This is a genomic window from Micromonospora sp. Llam0 (assembly GCF_003751085.1).
In the GTDB taxonomy this organism is placed as follows: Bacteria; Actinomycetota; Actinomycetes; order Mycobacteriales; family Micromonosporaceae; genus Micromonospora_E.
Window position 1 is genome coordinate 2,039,350 of record NZ_RJJY01000001.1, and the last position, 17,144, is coordinate 2,056,493.

Sequence of the window (17,144 nt, forward strand, 5' to 3'; positions counted from 1 at the left end):
GGCCGACGTCGACGGCTGACTAGCATCACCGGCCGTGGACGACAGACGGTGGCGGGATCCGCAGTGGTTGGCCTGGGTGCGGGACTGGATCGACGGCCGGCTCGCCGCGGTGCAGCTCGACCTGGCCGACGACGTCGACGACCTGCTCGCCCTCGGCGTGCCCGACCGGCGGCTGGCCACCCTGCCGCAGGCGTACGCACGGATCGTCGACGCCGTCGGCGCCGATCGACGGTTCCGCGACGCGGCACCGATGGTGGCCGACCTGTGCGCCGAGCTCGCGCAGTACGGGCTGCCGGAGCTGCTGCAGCACGACGACCTGCACGACGCGCAGGTCTTCGTCCGCGACGGCCGCCACCTCATCATGGACTGGGGCGACGCCTGCGTGTCGCATCCGTTCCTCACCCTGTCGGTCACCCTCGACGGTGGGCTGGCGTGGGGGCTCGACGACGTACGGGACTCGGTCGACACCACACCGTTCCGGGACGCCTACCTGGCGCCGTACGCCGAACGGTTCACCGGCGACCTGGTGGCCGCCACCCGGGTGGCATCGCGCCTGGGCTGGGTGTGCCGTGCGGTCAACGGGCACGTGCCCGGCGACGACAAGCAGACCGTCACCCGGCTGCGGATGTTCCTCGACGGCCGACCGTAGCCGCGCCAGGGACACCACAGGTCGGGGTCACGAAACATTGATCTATACCCGGAGTCAAGATTCATATTGACAAACATGACTTACCGTTCAAAAATGTGGTAACGGGAAGGTCTTGTCGATGCGCCAGGCAACGCGGTGCGCACGGTCGGTTCACCAGCCACACACGCAGTCATGTCTGGCGGTGACATGACTGATCACCCCCTTTCCGGCTGGTCGCGAATCCAGCCCGCGCCAGGCGGAGTCGAAGCTTCGGGCGATCACCCCAACCTCTCGCAGAAGGAAGGAATCAGTGTGGGATCGAGCAATGTTGTCCGCACGCGACGCCGTCGCCGCGCCTTCGCGGCGGCGACCGTGACACTGTTGACAATTGGCAGCCTCCTGGCTGTCAGGCCTGCTCACGCTCAAGAGCCTGACCCTGTCGATGTAAACCGGCGGGAGCAGGCAAAAGTAGTCACGTTGCCATCAAGAGTGGGTGTCGAGGATGCGCTCAGTATCCTGGAGAAGATCGACATCCAGGTTCTGGAGCTGCGGTTCTCCGGCAATGGCGTGGTGGGCGGCATCATCCCGATGGATGGCGTGACCGCCAAGGACCAGGCAAACTGGGCCGAGCTCGCGTTTCAGCGACGGTTCAATCGTCGCCCGGTGGTATCCGCACTGGTCGTCCGGGCGTCGACATCCTCGACCGAGATCGAGAGGTTGCAGGGCGTGATGACTGCGGCGTCACCTGCGGTCACCACCACCGCGCCGGCAGTGGTGTCGAGAAGGTTTTCGGTTGAGCGTGCACGCGACACCGTGCAACCTCTCGACGGTTCCATCGATGAGCACTACCCATCAATATGGGAAGGCGACACCTACCGTACCGTCTACCCACCGGTACAGGCAGAACTTCGAGCTTATGACTACTGGTTCGTCTACGAAAGCGCCTACAGCGCGCAACCTTCGACTTTTCCGAGTGATTGGGGAATGGAACTCGGCATAACAACGTGGAACGATGATCTTCCTGGCTGGGTCGTCCGCCCGTTTTGTCCGCCCGGCTTTGGTGACTCCGATTGGGACTTCTGGTCCGGCACCTACGAGATGGGTGGCATTTGGGGGGCGAACGTCCCGGAATCCTCTGCTCCCTACGCCGACTACAACATCGCAAGTGATGGTTGCGACGAGAACGGAGTCGAGATCGGAATCGGTTTCCCGCACCAACTGGCCCAGGACACACTGTACCTGGCGTTCGCCGAGCTGTATCCTGGCAACGAAAGCTCTTCGCGGATGGCCGCGTCCGTAAGCATGAAGAGTAACGACTGCAACAATCTTGGACTATCCCCGCAGACCGATTGTATGGGACTGAACACCGATCGAGATCCTCCAGCTGGGTTCGACGGCAGCGCCCTGCTGGTCAACTCAAGCCGCAACTGGACAGTGCCGGCCTGCTTCCTGATGGGAGAGGGATTCACCAATCCGATTCGCTACGCTCCGGGAGTAAGCGGCTGTCCAACCGTGGTCTACTACTGACGCCTACGCTGATAGTGCCGGCCCAGGTAGTCTGACCGTCACCGGTTCCATGGCTGCCTGGGCGCACTGGCCATTGTCGGTCTCAGGGAGATGATCAGGATGTCGCAGCAGAGTCCTCGGCGCCGATTCGGCGGGGAACAGCTGTTCATCTGGTACCTCGCGACCGCAGCCGCCGCTGCGGTGGTCGGCGTGGTCGCCGGCGGAGTCGGCCTGCTGGTGCTGTCCGCGTTGCGAATCGGGTGTCGTCCCACCGGTGGGGACGTACTGCCCGGCGGCGAGCTGCAGTGCCCCGACGGCACCGGCAAGGTCCTCCCGGCGTTGGTGTTCGCGGGTCTCGGCTGCGTCGTCGTCCTGGCGGTGGCGGCGGAGCTGCTCAGCCGGCGGGGCGACGCCTCCACGGTTGCCCGCGTGGCCCGGCACGGCTTGTGGCTGGCCGCCTGGGTGGTGGCGCTGCCCGGCCTGGCGTGGGTCAGCGTGGTGTCCACCTCGGCGGCGACACGACAGGCCTTCTGGGGTGTCGTGGTGGGCGTCTGCGCGGCGATCGCCTTCGTCGCGATTCCGCTGGTCACGTCCTACGTCCGTCCGGCGTACGCGACAGTGGTGCTGGCGGCGTGTCTGGCGGTGCCGGCCACCGCCGTGCTGGTCGGCTTGTGGTTGCCGCTGCTCGTACCGCTCGCCCTGCCGGTGACCGCCATCTGGCTGGTGGCGTTGTGGCTGTCACGGGCGGCCCATCGGATCAGCGTGACAGCTGCGGCGAGCCAGGTGAGCGGCCCGTAGGCCGGTCACGGGCCGGATTGCCCGCTACCCCGAGAGGGTGAGACGCAGCGAGACCGACGGGCGCAGCCAGGCATGGTGCCAGGCCAGGCCAGGCCGCCGCGCGGTCGTCGCCGCTGATCTCTCCGAGCTGCGCGGACCGGTCAGCGGGGTCGTCGAGCTGCCGCACCGGCTGCACTGGCAGCCGGACCGCCGGGTCGACCTCTCGGCAATCCCGCGCTGCTGCGGTGGATGTACGAGACCGGCACCAACACCAGGTGGTACGGCTGCAGCCGGTGCGGTTCGACCGGCACCGCCAGCCGGTGATGACGCGGATCGGTCCAGCCAGGGGACCAGATCGATGTCGAGCGGGGTGTCGGGTCGCCACGACGTTGCCGCCGTGGCGACCCGGCCGATTCGACAGCTGGGACGAGGCTGTCACCCACCTGTGCGCCCTGTCCGACCGGCCCGGTCCGGTCGTCCTGGATGAGTTTCCCTATTTGAGCAAGGTTGAGCCGGCCCTGCCGTCGATCCTGCAGCGGGAAATCGACCGGGCCGTGTCGGATGAGCGGCCGTTGTCGCTGCTGCTCTGCGGATCCGCGATGTCGGTCACGGGTGGGCTGCTGGCCGGGTCCGCCCCGCTGCGCAGCCGGGCCAGCCTGGAACTCGTCGTCCAGCCCTTCGACCACGTCCTCACCGCCCGGTTCTGGGGGCTGAGCGACCCGAGACTCGCCGTGCTGCACCACGCCGTGGTCGGCGGCACCCCGGCGTACCGGCGCTTCGTCGGCGACGACGCGCCACGCGACCTCGACGACTTCGACGGCTGGCTGACCCGCACCGTGCTCAACCCGGCCACCCCGTTGTTCCGCGAGGCACGGTATCTACTGGAGGAGGAAGCCGACGTCCGGGACACCGCGCTGTACCACTCAGTGCTGGCCGCCGTCGCCGCCGGCAACAACACCAGAGGCGGGATCGCCGGCTACATCGGCCGCAAGGCGGCGGACATCGGCCACCACCTCAACGTTTTGGAGGACAGCCAGACCCTGATGGCTTATTCGGTGTAGGTCAGGCGGCGAGGGTGAAGTCGAGGCGTTGGAGGTGTGTTGTCCGGGTGCGGTCGAGGGGGTGTCCGGTCCAGTAGCTGTCGAGGCGGATGATGTTGATCGCGGTGGCCGTGAGGGTGTGTTCGAGTCTGGTCTTGGGCAGGCCTCGGTAACGGGCGGTACGGATCCCGGTGACATGGGTGCTTTGGCGCATGGTGCCCTCGACTCCGGCGCGGACGGCGTAGCGGGCCTTCCACTCGGAGGTGTTCTGCTGGATGCGGGCAGCGGTGAGGGCTTCGTGTAGGTCACGGGGGTGGATGGTGATCTGGCGGCGGGTGCCTCGGGTGCATTCCTGGCGGGTGGGGCAGGGCTGGCAGACGCTCTTCGGCCAGGACACCACGATGGTGTCGGTGTCGCGTTGTCGGCAGGGTGACCAGCTTGTGCTGGTGTTGCCCTGGGGACAGACGCCGTGGCGGGTGTCGAAGTCGAAGGTGAACGCCGCTTTGTCGTAGCCTCGCCCGGCGCGGGCCTGCGCGGACGGGTCGATCAGCATCGGGGAGGTCAGGGTGATCCCGTGCCGGCGGGCGGCGGGCGGCGGTGATCTCGGCGGACGGGTATCCGGAGTCGACGAGGTGCTCGGCGGGAGTCAGTGCCTTGTCGGCCAGTCGCTGGTGGATGATGGCGGTCATGGCCGAGTCCGGGACGGTCGCGGTGGTGGTGGCCACGTTCGTGATCAGGTTCGGGTGTTCTCCGCGTCCGGTTTCCCGGCCGGTGGTGCCGGTCGGTGGGTCGCAGGTCTCGGTGAAGTGGACCTTGTAGCCGCCCCAGCCGGTGTCGCGTTTGACGCTGTATCGGGCGTCCGGGTCGTATGGGGAGATGAGGCGGTCTCTGCCGGGCGGGACACCGTCCCCGTCCGGGGCGTGTTCCCGCCGTCGCGCCTCCTGTCCGGCGCCGTCGGTGTCGCGGTAGAACTGCTGGATCCAGATCAGGCGTAACGTCTGTGTCGCTGGGATCTGTGCCAGCCATTCCGGTGCGTCCGGGTGGTGCGCCGCGTCGAGCAGGTGGTAGCCGTCGATGCCGTAGCGGACCGTCAACTCGTCACGTCTGGTCTGGCTCTCGGGCAGGCGTAGGTTGTCGACGCGGGTGCCGTAGACGCCGGTCCAGGAATCGTCGATGACCGAGGTGAGCCAGTGCGGTGCCGCCGCGGCGAGGGCTTCCAACGCCGCCCGTAGTGTCTCTCCGGCCAGTTCGAGGCGGTTGAGGTCGCGGATCGCGCCGAGTACGTGGGTGGAATCGGTGCGTTGGCGGCCCCGGGCCTTGACCAGTCCGAGCCCGGCCAGGCGTCGCAGCAGGGCGTCCAGGGCCAGGCTGGTCAGGTCACCGGCGACCAGCCGGTCCCGGAACTCCGACAGGACGGTGGGGTCGAAACCCGGATCGTCGAGTTCCAGACCGAGGGCGTATTTCCAGGTGATTCGGTCCCGGACCGCGTCGGCGGCCTGACGGTCGGTCAGGTTCTCCGAGAACTGCAACACGCTGGCGGTCATCAACTGTGCCGGGGAGATCCCCGGCCGTCCCCGGAGCCCGAACGCCGCCGAGAACCGGGCGTCCTCGTACACCTGGCCGAGTTCGTCACGGATCCGCGTCGCCAGGTTCCCTTTCCGGAACGCCGCCCGCGCCATCCGCGCGGTCTGCTCCGGAACGTCTGGCCACGGCCTCGGTTGCATCGACATGACCACAACAACCCTACTGACCCACCGAAGGAGACGGGTACACGGCCGAATAAGCCATCAGGGTCCAGCCACCTGCTCGTGCGGGAACCGGACGTGTTCCGGTCCGGCCGGGCCGTCTACCGGAATCGCGGAGCCGTTGATCACCTTCTACCAGGTGATCATGCGACCGCAGTGGGGCCTGCTGGAGAGCGGGCGGGCCGAGCTGGTGTGGCGCGACGCCCGTTCCAGGTTCGCCGCGCAGGTGATCGGTCCGCACTTCGAACGGCTGTGCCGGGCGTACGCCCTGACCGCCCCGCCGGAGCGGTTCGGCGCGCTGCCCGGTGAGGTCGGCGCGGGAGTCGTCACCGATCCGCAGCGACGACGCCGGATCGAAGTGGACGTCGCCGTGTTCGCTCCGGCGGTCCCGGGAGAGCGGCGCCGTCTGCTCTCCCTGGGCGAGGTGAAGTGGGGCGAGGTGAAGTGGGGCGAGGTGAAGTGGGCACGCCACGTCGACCGGCTGCGCCGGGCCCGCGACCTGCTCGCCGGCCGTGGCTACGACACCCGCGACACGGTGTTGACCTGCTACAGCGGGGTCGGATTCGAACCGGGCCTGATCGACGACGGTGAACCGGTCCGCACGGTCGGGCTCGCCGACCTCTACCCGTCCCCTTCGGCCACTCAGTGACGTCCTGGCCGGCTAAAACGAGTGTCGGGTCGACGGCTGACTAGCATCACCGGCTGTGGACGACAGACGGTGGCGGGATCCGCAGTGGTTGGCCTGGGTGCGGGACTGGATCGACGGTCGGCTCGACGAGCTCGGGACGACCCGGACCGGCCCGGTCGTGCAGCCGCACATCTACCCGTGGTCGACGGTGCTGCGCGTCCCGACCGCCGCCGGTGACGTCTGGTTCAAGGCCAACGCCGAGTCGCTGCGCCACGAAGCGGCCGTCGTGACACGGATCGCCGACCGCCGCCCCGACGCGGTGCCGCCGCTGCTGGCCGCCGACCTCGACACCGGGTGGATGCTGATGGCCGACGCCGGGGAAACGCTGCGGGTGGTGAGCCAGCGCGAGCAGAGCCTGGACCGGTGGTACGCCGTGCTGCCGCTGTACGCCGCGGTGCAGCTCGACCTGGCCGACGACGTCGACGACCTGCTCGCCCTCGGCGTGCCCGACCGGCGGCTGGCCACCCTGCCGCAGGCGTACGCACGGATCGTCGACGCCGTCGGCGCCGATCGACGGTTCCGCGACGCGGCACCGATGGTGGCCGACCTGTGCGCCGAGCTCGCGCAGTACGGGCTGCCGGAGCTGCTGCAGCACGACGACCTGCACGACGCGCAGGTCTTCGTCCGCGACGGCCGCCACCTCATCATGGACTGGGGCGACGCCTGCGTGTCGCATCCGTTCCTCACCCTGTCGGTCACCCTCGACGGTGGGCTGGCGTGGGGGCTCGACGACGTACGGGACTCGGTCGACACCACACCGTTCCGGGACGCCTACCTGGCGCCGTACGCCGAACGGTTCACCGGCGACCTGGTGGCCGCCACCCGGGTGGCATCGCGCCTGGGCTGGGTGTGCCGTGCGGTCAACGGGCACGTGCCCGGCGACGACAAGCAGACCGTCACCCGGCTGCGGATGTTCCTCGACGGCCGACCGTAGCCCGTCGTACGGCACGCGAGGCATAACAAAATACGACAAGGAAGCAGCCGCTCCTTGCCGTATTCAACGTATATCGCATAGGGGGCCTTGCGGCAAGACCCGGGTCGCGGCGCAGAATGTGCGACCGAAGCCATCAGCTGCGAAAACGCGCGGATTCACGTACGTGTGTCCGCTGATCGACGCTGCCCAGGTGGCTGATCGCAGAAATGGGGGAACGATGTTCGACGTCATCATTGCCGGCGGCGGGCCGACCGGTGTGATGCTGGCCAGCGAGTTACGGCTGCACGGCGTGTCCGTACTCGTCATGGAGAAGGACGCGGAGCCGACCAGCCACGTCCGGGCGGGCGGCCTGCATGTGCGCAGCATCGAGATCATGGACCAGCGGGGCCTGCTGGACCGGTTCCTCGCGTACGGCCAGCGGTATCCGTTCGGCGGTTTCGCCGGCATCGACAAACCCGCGCCGGACCGGCTGGACACCGCGCACGGGTACGTGCTCGCCATCCCGCAACCCGTCACCGACCGCCTGCTGACCGAACGCGCCGCCGAACTCGGTGCCGAGATCCGACGCGGCTGCGAACTGGTCGGCCTGCGCCAGGACGACGGTCAGGTGACCGCGGAACTGGCCGACGGGACCCGGCTGCGTTCGCGCTACCTGGTCGGCTGCGACGGCGGCCGTAGCACGGTACGAAAACTGCTCGGCGTCGCCTTTCCCGGCGAACCGACCCGGGTCGACACCCTGCTGGGCGAGATGACGGTGGCCGTAGCGCCGGAGACCGTCGCCGCCGTGGTCGCCGAGGTCCGCGCCACCGAGAGGCGGTTCGGGGCCGCGCCGCTGGGCGACGGCGTGTACCGGCTGGTGGTGCCCGCCGCAGGGGTGGCCGCCGACCGTAGCGTCGCACCGAACATCGAGGAGTTCGCCCGGCAACTGCGGGTGACCGCCGGCACCGACTTCGGCGTACACTCACCGCGCTGGCTGTCCCGGTTCGGCGACGCCACCCGGCTGGCGCAGCGCTACCGGGTCGGCCGGGTCCTGCTGGCCGGCGACGCCGCGCACATCCATCCGCCACTCGGCGGCCAGGGCCTCAACCTCGGCATCCAGGACGCGGTCAACCTCGGCTGGAAACTCGCGGCCAAAGTCACCGGCTGGGCACCCGGCGGGCTGCTCGACAGCTACCACACCGAACGGCACCCGGTGGCGGCCGCCGTGCTGGACAACACCCGGGCGCAGATGGAGCTGCTGTCCACCGAGCCGGGCCCGCAGGCGGTGCGCCGGCTGCTCGCGGAGCTGATGGACATCGAGGAGGTCAGCCGTCGCCTGATCGAGAAGGTCACCGCCATCGGGATCCGCTACGACGTCGGCGGCGAGGACGGGGACGGCGGTGGCGGCTCAGCCCATGACCTGCTCGGCCGGCGGCTGCGCGACGTAGCGCTGACCGGTGGCCGCCGCCTCTACGAGCTGACGCGCGGCGGCCGAGGGCTGCTGCTCGACCAGACCGGCCGGCTGTCGGCGGCCGGCTGGGCGGACCGGGTCGACCACGTCGTCGACGCCAGCGACGAACTGGACGTACCCGCCGTCCTGCTGCGCCCGACGGCCACGTGGCGTGGGTCGGCGACGACCAGCAGGATCTGCTCCATCATCTGCCGCGCTGGTTCGGCACCGCTGACAACCGGCCCAGGTCCGCCGCGTCGACACCGTAAGGCCGGCTCGCGGCGGGATCGCCCGCTACCCTGGATGACGTGAGACGCAGCGAAGCCGAGGGTGGCATCGTGCCGTACCTGGCTCGGCCGGGTCGTCGCGCGGCAGTCGTTGCTGACCTCGCGCAGCTGCGCGGACCAGTCAGTGGTGTCGTCGAGCTGCCGCATCGGCTGCACTGGCAGCCCGACCGCCGGGTCAATCTCGACAACCCCGCACTGCTGCGGTGGATGTACGAAACCGTCCTGGTCGAGGCGGTCACCCCGGTCGAGCTGGTCACCTGGCTGCACGGCCCGACGCTGGTCCGGCTCTGGCTGGACCTGTGGGTTCCACGTGGCGTCAGACAGGCATGGGAGCAACGGCACCCGCAGCTGCGCACCACCCACCAGCCCGCCGCCGCGTGACATCAGAGGAGTTCCAGGCCGAGGTGGCACGGCTGGCGCTCGCCGTGGCCCAGCGACATGGCTTCGCGTTAGCAGGCGGACACGCGCTGATCGCATACGGCGTGGTGGACCGGCCAACCGAAGACGTCGACCTGTTCACGGACCAGTCCGGTGGGGTCACCGCAGCTGCCGACCTGGTGATGTCGACCCTGAGTCGTGCTGGACTGCACGTCGAGGCGGTCACGGATTCAGCCGACCTCGGCGACGTCTTCGACGGTTTCGAGCATGATCTCGTCGAGTGCGAGGTGCGTCGCGGGGACCAGACGGTGCGGCTGCAGATGGTGCGGTTCGACCGGCACCACCAGCCGGTCATGATGCAGATCGGGCCGGTGCTGCACCTTGATGACGTGGTTGCCACAAAGGTGGTGGCACTCGGTACCCGGGCTGCCCCTCGCGATTACATCGATACTGCCGCCGCCCTCGCCCGCTACTCCAGAAATCGGCTGATCGAGCTCGCCCGGCAGGCGGATTCTGGTCGCCACTGCTTCTCTACCTGGCCGAGGTTTGCGCCCTGACCCGCGCGGGCAGCCGGCCCGGTAGGTTGGGGCTGTCTCGGTGAGCGGCCACGTACGCATGGTCAGGTGGCCGGTCCACCGTGGCGCTGAGCGGACAGGGGAGGCCCCTCGGGTGAAGATCATCGCGTTGTCCTGCACACAGAAGCGTCTGCCGTCGCTGACCGACGCGTTGCTCGAGGCGGCGATCACCGGTGTCGTCCGAGAGGTGGGCGACGCGCAGATCGAGCGGATCCGGTTGATCGACCATCGCATCGCGATGTGCGAGGGCGAGGACACCTGCCTGGACCCCGAGGTGGGACGGTGCACACTCGACGACGACTTCGCGCAGGTCGTCGACCTGGCTGAGGGCGCGCAGGCGATGCTGCTCGCCATGCCCGTGTACGCGGGCAACGTACCGGCGGTGTTGAAGATCTTCCAGGAGCGGTTGAAGAGTTTCATGAACGCCGGGCAGCGCCCGTTCGGGAACCTGCTGGTGGGGACGATCGTGCATTCGCGCACGATGCTGACCGAGCCCGCGCTGGGTTCGTTGTTCCCGTGGTACCTGCGGCTACGGAACAGGAACGTGGCGTCGGCGTGCGTCACCCAGGGCGAGCATCAGGACCTGACCCGTACGGCCGCGGTCGACCTGTGTGTGGCGGTGGGCCGGCAGCTCGGCATGACGCTTGACGTCAGCCGGCCGCCGGCGCACGCGCGGACGGCGTTGCCGGTGGTTCAGTCGTCGGTCCGGCCCCGCTGCGGTGACCCGGCGGCGGCGTCGCCTTCCGGCGGGTGAGCGGACTCCGCGCGCCAGGTGCACCCGTCGCCGGCCTGGTCGCACGACACCGTGACGTCCGGTTCCACGTAGCGGGCGGCGATCGCCGTGTTGAGTTCCTGGCAGTACGGGCACGGTGACGAGAAGGTCAGCACGACGCCGGCGCGGGCGGCCCGTCTGCGGTAGCGGAGGATTCCGCAGTCGGCGTTGCGCAGCACAGTGCCGGACGGTTGGGGATCGCTGGTAACCGCCGAGTCGTACAGCAGCAGCTGGCTTTGCAGCCGGGTCATGAAGTGGTCGGTGGCGGACACCCCGGCCGGCCGTTGCGCCCGCAGCAGGTCGGCGGTGATCCGCGAGTTGGCCTGGATCCACGCGGCCAGGCCTTCCTCGCCGTGTTCTCCGAGGATGAACTCCTCGGCGGCGGCCTGAGCTTCGAAGAACCGCTGCCGCCACAGGTCGACCTTCTCGGCCGGGTCGAGGGGCGACGGTTCACCGGTCATCGTCGGTGTCCCTGCCGGCGGCGGCGTCAAGTTCGGCGAAGACCTCCTGGGCGACCCGCAGCCCGTTGTTGGCGACCGGCCAGCCGCCGTAGTAGGCCAGCTGGATGATGACTTCGATGATCTTCTCCCGCGACATTCCGAGGTGCAGGGCGGCGCCGATGTGCCCGCGCAGCTCCCAGTCGGTGCGCGCCAGGGTGACCGCGCTCAGCGCGACCAGTTCGCGTTCCTCGACGCTCAGGTGCGGGCGGGTCCAGATCTCACCGAACAGGTGGTCGACGGTGATCTGCAGGAACTCCGGGTAGGAACCGGGGCGCGGTTCGCGGCCGAAGACCTGCTGGAACATGGCCTCGCCCCGGTCACGGCGGGCAGCCGGCTGATCCATCGGTCAACTCCTTCGGGTCGGTGGGACAGTGGTCGTCGGTCGAACCGTGGTCAACGTCCACGCCGCCGCGAAGGCGACGGCCAGCAGCGCGGCGCCGCTGCCGAAGGCGGCCGCGACGCCCGCCTGCTCGGCGACGAGCCCGACGACGACCGAGCCGACGACGGCGCCGACGTCGGTGCACATCGAGAAGACGGCGACGCCGCTGCCGGCCCGGCCGGCGACGACGTCCCCGATCAGCGCGGCCGGTGCGGCGTTGAGCAGCGCCGACCCGGCCGCGTACGCGCAGAGTCCGACGACGAGCCAGGCGTAGATGTCCACGAACACCAGGGCGGTGATCGCCGTCGCGGCCAGCCCGGTGCCGGCGATCATGGCGGGTCGCCGGCCGGCCCGGTCGACGACCCGACCGGCCGGCATGATCAGCAGCGTCTGCACGACGGCGGAGCTGGTGAACGCCCACCCGACCCAGGTCACGTCATGTCCCCACGCGACGACGACTGTGGGGATCAGCGCGCCGCGCAGTCCGAACAGGACCCAGCCCTGCGCCAGCGCCGCCGTACAGGCCACCAGGTAGCGCCGGTCCCGCAGCAGGACCGGCAGTCGGACCACGTCACGGCCCGGTTGGGCGCCGGCGCCTGCTCGGGTACGCAGCACCGCCAGGGTCAGCACCGTGGCGGCCCGCTGACGCCGACGGCCGCCGGCCACAACCCCGTCCGGCGAGCCGCGCGGGCGGTTCTGCGCTGGGCGGTACGCCGCGGCGGCGACCGGGGCGGACCGTGGGGCGAAGCCGTCCTCGCTGAGTTCGACGAGGTCACCTCGGACGCGGAAGCGGTACGCTGGGCGGCCGGCGGCGTGTGGGTGTCACTGCGGGTCGGCCGGGGTCGGACGATGCGGGTGATCGGCCTACCCGGCGACGAGCTGACCTGCCGCGACGGCCTGGTGTACCGCAACGGTGCCGCGCTGGACGAGCCGTACCTGCCGGCCGGCACCTACACCGAATGCACGCCGGTGACCGTGCCCGCCGGCCAGGTGTTCCTGCTCGGCGACCACCGAGACGGCGCGGCGGATTCGCGGCACGACGGACCGTGGCGCCTCGACGACATCACCGGCCGGATGGTGGCCCGGCTACCGGGTTGAGCATCGTGTCGGCGGCGTCGGCCAGGACACGACGCGTCGTGGCGGTGCCGGTGTGGCCGGCGTCGCCGATGACGTGCAGCCGCGCGTCGGGCCAGGCCTGCGCGATCTCCCACGGGGTGATCGCCGGCCCGCTGACGTCGGCACGTCCGTGGATCAGCACCCCCGGGATTCCGGCCAGTTTCGGCACGTTGCGCAGGATCTCGCCGTCGGCGAGGAACGCGCCGTGGCCGAAGTAGTGCGCGCAGATCCGGGTCATCGTGAGCCGCTGGCGCAGCTCCCGGTCGGAGTACGCGCCCGGGTTGCCGTTGTGCTCCTCGGAGATCAGCGCGTCCTCCCAGGCGCACCACTCGTCGGCGGCCCGCTGACGTACCGCCGGATCGGGGTCGGCGAGCAGCTGGCCGTAGCACAGCAGCACCGGTTCGATCGGCGGCGCGCTGTCGGTCGGCGATGCGTAGCCGGGCAGGCCGGCGTGGGCGATGAACCGCTGCCACGCCTCGGGGAAGAACCGGCCGGCACCCCGGTACAGCCAGTCGACCTCGGACCGGCGGGTCATGGTGACCGCGACGAGGATCATGCCGCGTACCCGGTCGGGGTGGTTCGTCGCGTACGCCAGGGCCAGCGTCGCGCCCCAGGAGCCGCCGTACACGACCCAGCTCTCGACGCCGAGATGCGTACGTAGCCGTTCGATGTCGGCGACGAGGTGGGCGGTGGTGTTGGCGCTCAGGTCGGTGGCCGGGTCGGCCGCCGACGGAATACTGCGTCCGCAGTTGCGCTGGTCGAACAGGACGACACGGAAGCGCTCGGGGTCGAGCGTACGGCGGTGCCGGGGCGTGCACCCGCTGCCCGGCCCGCCGTGCAACACGACGACGGGTACGCCGTCGGGGTTGCCGCAGACCTCCCAGTAGATCCGGTGGCCGTCCCCGACGTCGAGCATCCCGGTGTCGTACGGCTCGGTCACGGCGTACTCCTCGTAGGTGCCGGCGGGTCGTCGGCGATGCTGTTGGGCATGGAGTACACGTCCAGAGTGCCGCGACCGCCGCTGGATGGGCTGATCGACGACCTCTACCACCCGGAGGGTACGCCGCCGTACGCCCGGTTGACGCTGCCGCCCACGCCGGCGGCGTTGCTCATCGTCAACCTCGGGGCGCCGTTTCGCATCCGCGCCGGCACCGACATCGAGACGGCCGAGTACGCCGACGGCTGCGTGGTCACCACGCCCACCCGCGCATACGACTTCAGCTACCCGGCCCGGACCCGGCCGGTCGGCGTGCACGTCAAGCCGTGGGGGCTGGCGCCGTTCCTGCCGATGCCGGCCGCCGAGCTGCGGGACCGGCCGGTGACGCTGGAACAGGTGTGGGGCCGACCCGCCGTCGCTGAGCTGCGAGACAGGCTGGCCACGGCGGACGGACCGGCCGAGATGCTGACGCTGCTGGAGCAGGAGCTGACCCGACGGCTGCGCGCGACCGCCGGCCTGGGGCTGGTCCGCCACACGAGCACCGTCATCACGGCGACCTGCGGGGCGGTGGCGATCGGCGGCCTGAGCACGGCGGCCGGTGTCAGCAGCACCCATCTGGTGCGGCGGTTCAAGGAGATCGTCGGCGTCACGCCGACCCGGTGCGTCGAGGTCCGGCGGCGGTTCCTGCGCGAGCATCCCGGCCATGTGCTGGACAGCTGACCGCTGCCGGCGGATTGATTTTCTACAAGAACGCCAGCTCACGACACGCTAACTTGAGGTATCCGGACGCAGAGGAGAGCCCCGTGGGCACGGTGGTCATGTACAGCTCGGTCTCGGTGGACGGCTTTAGCTCGGATGAGAAAGGCCAGCCCGGACCGCTGTTCGACTGGCTGTCCAGCGGTGACGTCCCGTTGGACGACAGCGGTGAGCTGAGGGTGTCGCAGGGCGTCCTACGACTACATCCGGCCGTACTGGGATCAGATCGGGGTGACGATCGTCGGCCGCCACGTCTTCGACATGACGGACGGCTGGGACGGCACGCCGCCAGCGGGGGTCGACCACGTGGTCGTCGTGACGCACCGGCCGGTGCCGGAGGGCTGGGACCCGGAGGCGCCGTTTCACTTCGTCGACGGCGTCGAGGCGGCCGTGGCTAGGGCGCAGGAGCTCGCTGGCGGCCGCTCGGTCGAGGTCGCCGCCGGCCTGGTCGACGAGGTACGCATGGACGTCGTGCCTGTCGTCTTCGGGTCCGGCAAACGCTTCTTCGGGTCGGTCGACGCGCAGCACCTGTTGGCCGATCCCGACGTGATCATTCAGGGCAACCGGGTCCTTCACCTGCGCTATCGGGTGCGCCGTCCGTCGGCCTGAGCGGCAGTAGAAGTCACGGCGGCAGGTGGGCGGTGGTGGCGAACTCGGCCAGTTTGAGGCCGTCACCGGTGTCGACGTAGCGGGTGATCGACGCGTTGGCGACCGGCGTGGTCGCGATGATCGCGTCGAGTTCGGTGAACGGCAGGCCGTCGAGGAGGTGGCGGGCCGCGATGACCACCGCGTCGTGGGCGACGACCAGGACGCGCCGGCCGGCGTGGTCGCGGTCCAGCTCGGCCAGGACGGCCTTGACACGCGCGACGACGTCGTCGAACGTCTCACCGCCGGGCGGGCGGTAGGCGTACGGCCCGTCGGCGGCGAGCCGGGCGGCTTCGGCCGGGAACCGCTGGGTGATCATCAGCGGGGTGAGCAGTTCGAGGTCGCCCATCAGCCGGTCGCACAGCCGTGCGTCGATGACCGCCTCCGGGCACGGCGAGCCGAGCGCGGCGGCGGTGCCGGCCACCCGGGTCCAGGTCTGACGGGCCCGCAGGTACGGGGAGCAGACGACCACGTCGGGCCGCTGGTCGGCGGGTCGGGTGGCAAGCCAGCGGCCGAGGTGGGTGGCCTGCTGCCAGCCGAGCGCGGTCAGCTCGATGTCGGCGTCGCGGCCGGTGAGACCGTGGTCGGCCACACCTCGGGCGTGGGCGTCGGCGAAGGCCGCGTTCGCGGTGCTCTGCCCGTGGCGGACGATGGTCAGCTGCGCGACGGTGTCCATCTGTTCATTGTGTCCGGTAGGCGCGTGATCCGGGGTCCCGGCACCGGGCAGCCGGCCCTGACCGCCGGTGATCGGGTCACCGGCGGTCAGGCAAGAACAGGTTCCCCGTCGCGCGGAGAGTTCTCGGTCCGTGCGGGTAGCGACCCTCAGATGCCGCAGCTCGACGCGGACCAGGACCGGCTCGGCGTGGCGCCCAGGTGGGTGTGGTCGCTGTGGCCGGGGTAGCCGGGGCCGAGGATGTTGCTGAAGCCGTGGTAGCGGGCCTGCTGGGCGATCCGACAGAACGAGGGCGAGCCGACCAGGTCGACGCCGTCGCCGTACAGGTGTCGGCTGTTGGAGGCGCCGCCGACCGCGCTGTTGCAGGAGTAGCTGCGGAAGCCGCTGCTGACATAGAGCGGTACGTTGCCGAGCGCGCGTCGCATGGCCTGGAGCTTCCACATCGACACGAGGGCGTTGAACTTGGCGGTGCTGGCGGACACCGCGCCACCGGACCAGCTGCTGTTGCAGTTGTTCAGCTCGGCGTAGCTGAAGTTGGCCGGAGTGCAGTCGTTGTCCTGGAGCGCGTAGATCTTGTTGAAGGTCTGCGGGCCGGCGACGCCGTCGGCGGCGAGGCCATATGCCTGCTGGAAGCGGATCACCGCTGACCGGGTGGCGGGGCCGTACGCCCCGTCGAGGGCGAGCACCGCGCCGTAGCCCGGGTAGCCCGATACGCGGATCTGTAGCTGTTTGACGTCGTTGCCGGACATTCCCTGGGACAGGGTGCGTCCCCAGGTGTAGCAGCCGTCGGCCTGGGCGGCACTACCGGTGGCGACGACGCCCGCGAGGGCGGTGGCGGCGACGACGGCGCAGGCGACGAGCATTCGGCCAGCCCGGTGGAGAGCAGTCCTCATCAGTCATTCCTATCGACAGTTGACGATCAACTCGACAGATCATGACCGGTCGATCACTCAGCGGTCAAGAGTCACTGCTTTCTGTTGTTTGTCCTGTGTGGTATCCGTATTTAGTGAGGAGCGTAGTGACCTGCTGACGTAACGTCCGGGACACGAAAGCGCCACGGGAATCCCCAATGTGGCGAGGATTCCCATGGCGCATGGAATGGGCAGTGAACCCGGGCAGATCAGGGGCGGGTCGTCACCGTGTCGACGAACCGCTGCCAGGCGGCGGTGCCGAAGGTGAGGATCGGGCCGGTGTGGTCCTTGCTGTCGCGTACGGCGACAGTGCGCGGGTGGCCGGCCACCTCGACGCAGTCGCCGTCGGCACCGGATCGGGTCGACTTTCGCCAGACGCCGTCAGCCTTCATCGGAGTCCTTCCATGGATACTCTGGCCTTCAGGCCGGGGAGGAAATGGAACTCCTGCGGAGCAGGGCAAAGATAGC

Annotated in this window: 18 protein-coding genes and 3 pseudogenes; 13 read left to right on the top strand and 8 right to left on the bottom strand. The window is 69.6% G+C overall.

Annotation, left to right across the window (positions count from 1 at the left end; genetic code table 11):
- The first annotated feature begins 34 nt into the window (after positions 1–34).
- From EDC02_RS09190 to EDC02_RS09210, 4 genes are all read left to right on the top strand, one after another.
- Positions 35–649: a hypothetical protein gene (locus EDC02_RS09190; protein ID WP_123601575.1), complete on the top strand. Its 615-nt coding sequence runs from the start codon at positions 35–37 to the stop codon at positions 647–649.
- Between the two features lie 171 nt (positions 650–820).
- On the top strand, positions 821–2,155 hold the full coding sequence (locus EDC02_RS09195) for a hypothetical protein (protein WP_233605818.1): 1,335 nt from the start codon (positions 821–823) through the stop codon (positions 2,153–2,155).
- Between the two features lie 99 nt (positions 2,156–2,254).
- Positions 2,255–2,932 carry an adenylate cyclase gene (locus EDC02_RS09200; RefSeq protein ID WP_123604647.1) on the top strand — a complete coding sequence of 226 codons (678 nt, stop codon included), beginning with the start codon at positions 2,255–2,257 and terminating at the stop codon, positions 2,930–2,932.
- A gap of 224 nt (positions 2,933–3,156) precedes the next feature.
- A complete protein-coding gene (locus EDC02_RS09210; RefSeq protein ID WP_199757559.1) occupies positions 3,157–3,972 on the top strand; it encodes an ATP-binding protein in 816 nt (271 codons plus the stop codon).
- Between the two features lies 1 nt (position 3,973).
- On the opposite strand, the pseudogene EDC02_RS09215 reads toward EDC02_RS09210, so the two are convergent.
- Positions 3,974–5,681: pseudogene (locus tag EDC02_RS09215) on the bottom strand (IS1182 family transposase).
- 154 nt (positions 5,682–5,835) lie between these two features.
- Here EDC02_RS09215 and EDC02_RS09220 point away from each other — a divergent pair.
- The 6 genes and pseudogenes from EDC02_RS09220 (at position 5,836) to EDC02_RS09245 (ending at position 10,741) form a co-directional block, all read left to right on the top strand.
- Entirely contained in the window at positions 5,836–6,345 is a 510-nt protein-coding gene (locus tag EDC02_RS09220) for a hypothetical protein (RefSeq protein ID WP_199757560.1), read from the top strand.
- Between the two features lie 55 nt (positions 6,346–6,400).
- A complete protein-coding gene (locus EDC02_RS09225; protein WP_123601577.1) occupies positions 6,401–7,318 on the top strand; it encodes an aminoglycoside phosphotransferase family protein in 918 nt (305 codons plus the stop codon).
- Positions 7,319–7,535: 217 nt separating this feature from the next.
- A pseudogene (gene rox, locus EDC02_RS09230) lies at positions 7,536–9,016 on the top strand (rifampin monooxygenase).
- A 39-nt stretch (positions 9,017–9,055) separates the two neighbouring features.
- Complete coding sequence (locus EDC02_RS09235; RefSeq protein WP_233605819.1) at positions 9,056–9,415, top strand: hypothetical protein; 360 nt, start codon at positions 9,056–9,058, stop codon at positions 9,413–9,415.
- Positions 9,412–9,969 carry a nucleotidyl transferase AbiEii/AbiGii toxin family protein gene (locus EDC02_RS09240; RefSeq protein WP_158632104.1) on the top strand — a complete coding sequence of 186 codons (558 nt, stop codon included), beginning with the start codon at positions 9,412–9,414 and terminating at the stop codon, positions 9,967–9,969. The genes EDC02_RS09235 and EDC02_RS09240 overlap by 4 nt, the downstream gene beginning before the upstream one ends.
- A 112-nt stretch (positions 9,970–10,081) precedes the next feature.
- Positions 10,082–10,741: a flavodoxin family protein gene (locus tag EDC02_RS09245; protein WP_158632105.1), complete on the top strand. Its 660-nt coding sequence runs from the start codon at positions 10,082–10,084 to the stop codon at positions 10,739–10,741.
- Here the strand turns inward: EDC02_RS09245 and EDC02_RS09250 are convergent.
- The 3 genes from EDC02_RS09250 to EDC02_RS09260 are packed head-to-tail and all read right to left on the bottom strand — an operon-like array spanning position 10,681 to position 12,304.
- Positions 10,681–11,220 carry a hypothetical protein gene (locus EDC02_RS09250; protein WP_123601580.1) on the bottom strand — a complete coding sequence of 180 codons (540 nt, stop codon included), beginning with the start codon at positions 11,218–11,220 and terminating at the stop codon, positions 10,681–10,683. The genes EDC02_RS09245 and EDC02_RS09250 overlap by 61 nt on opposite strands.
- Positions 11,210–11,602, bottom strand: a complete 393-nt coding sequence (locus EDC02_RS09255) for a carboxymuconolactone decarboxylase family protein (RefSeq protein ID WP_123601581.1) — start codon at positions 11,600–11,602, stop codon at positions 11,210–11,212. The genes EDC02_RS09250 and EDC02_RS09255 overlap by 11 nt, the downstream gene beginning before the upstream one ends.
- A gap of 3 nt (positions 11,603–11,605) precedes the next feature.
- Positions 11,606–12,304 carry an MFS transporter gene (locus EDC02_RS09260; RefSeq protein ID WP_123601582.1) on the bottom strand — a complete coding sequence of 233 codons (699 nt, stop codon included), beginning with the start codon at positions 12,302–12,304 and terminating at the stop codon, positions 11,606–11,608.
- Positions 12,305–12,451: 147 nt separating this feature from the next.
- Here EDC02_RS09260 and lepB point away from each other — a divergent pair, with 147 nt between their 5' ends.
- A complete protein-coding gene (lepB, locus tag EDC02_RS40125) occupies positions 12,452–12,736 on the top strand; it encodes a signal peptidase I (protein WP_158632106.1) in 285 nt (94 codons plus the stop codon).
- Here the strand turns inward: lepB and pip are convergent.
- Positions 12,702–13,694 carry a prolyl aminopeptidase gene (gene pip / locus EDC02_RS40780; protein ID WP_233605820.1) on the bottom strand — a complete coding sequence of 331 codons (993 nt, stop codon included), beginning with the start codon at positions 13,692–13,694 and terminating at the stop codon, positions 12,702–12,704. The two genes, lepB and pip, sit on opposite strands and share 35 nt — an antisense overlap.
- Before the next feature lie 48 nt (positions 13,695–13,742).
- Between pip and EDC02_RS40785 the strand changes: the two genes are divergently transcribed.
- The gene (locus EDC02_RS40785; protein WP_233605821.1) at positions 13,743–14,411 is read left to right on the top strand and encodes a helix-turn-helix domain-containing protein; all 669 of its coding nucleotides are present in this window, start codon (positions 13,743–13,745) and stop codon (positions 14,409–14,411) included.
- An 83-nt stretch (positions 14,412–14,494) separates the two neighbouring features.
- Positions 14,495–15,056, top strand: a pseudogene (locus EDC02_RS09275) (dihydrofolate reductase family protein).
- Between the two features lie 13 nt (positions 15,057–15,069).
- Here the strand turns inward: EDC02_RS09275 and EDC02_RS09280 are convergent.
- The 3 genes from EDC02_RS09280 to EDC02_RS09290 form a co-directional block, all read right to left on the bottom strand.
- Entirely contained in the window at positions 15,070–15,768 is a 699-nt protein-coding gene (locus EDC02_RS09280; protein ID WP_123601583.1) for a histidine phosphatase family protein, read from the bottom strand.
- A 146-nt stretch (positions 15,769–15,914) separates the two neighbouring features.
- On the bottom strand, positions 15,915–16,658 hold the full coding sequence (locus tag EDC02_RS09285) for a D-Ala-D-Ala carboxypeptidase family metallohydrolase (protein WP_123601584.1): 744 nt from the start codon (positions 16,656–16,658) through the stop codon (positions 15,915–15,917).
- Between the two features lie 227 nt (positions 16,659–16,885).
- Positions 16,886–17,068 carry a DUF397 domain-containing protein gene (locus EDC02_RS09290; RefSeq protein WP_123601585.1) on the bottom strand — a complete coding sequence of 61 codons (183 nt, stop codon included), beginning with the start codon at positions 17,066–17,068 and terminating at the stop codon, positions 16,886–16,888.
- Positions 17,069–17,144 lie beyond the last annotated feature (76 nt).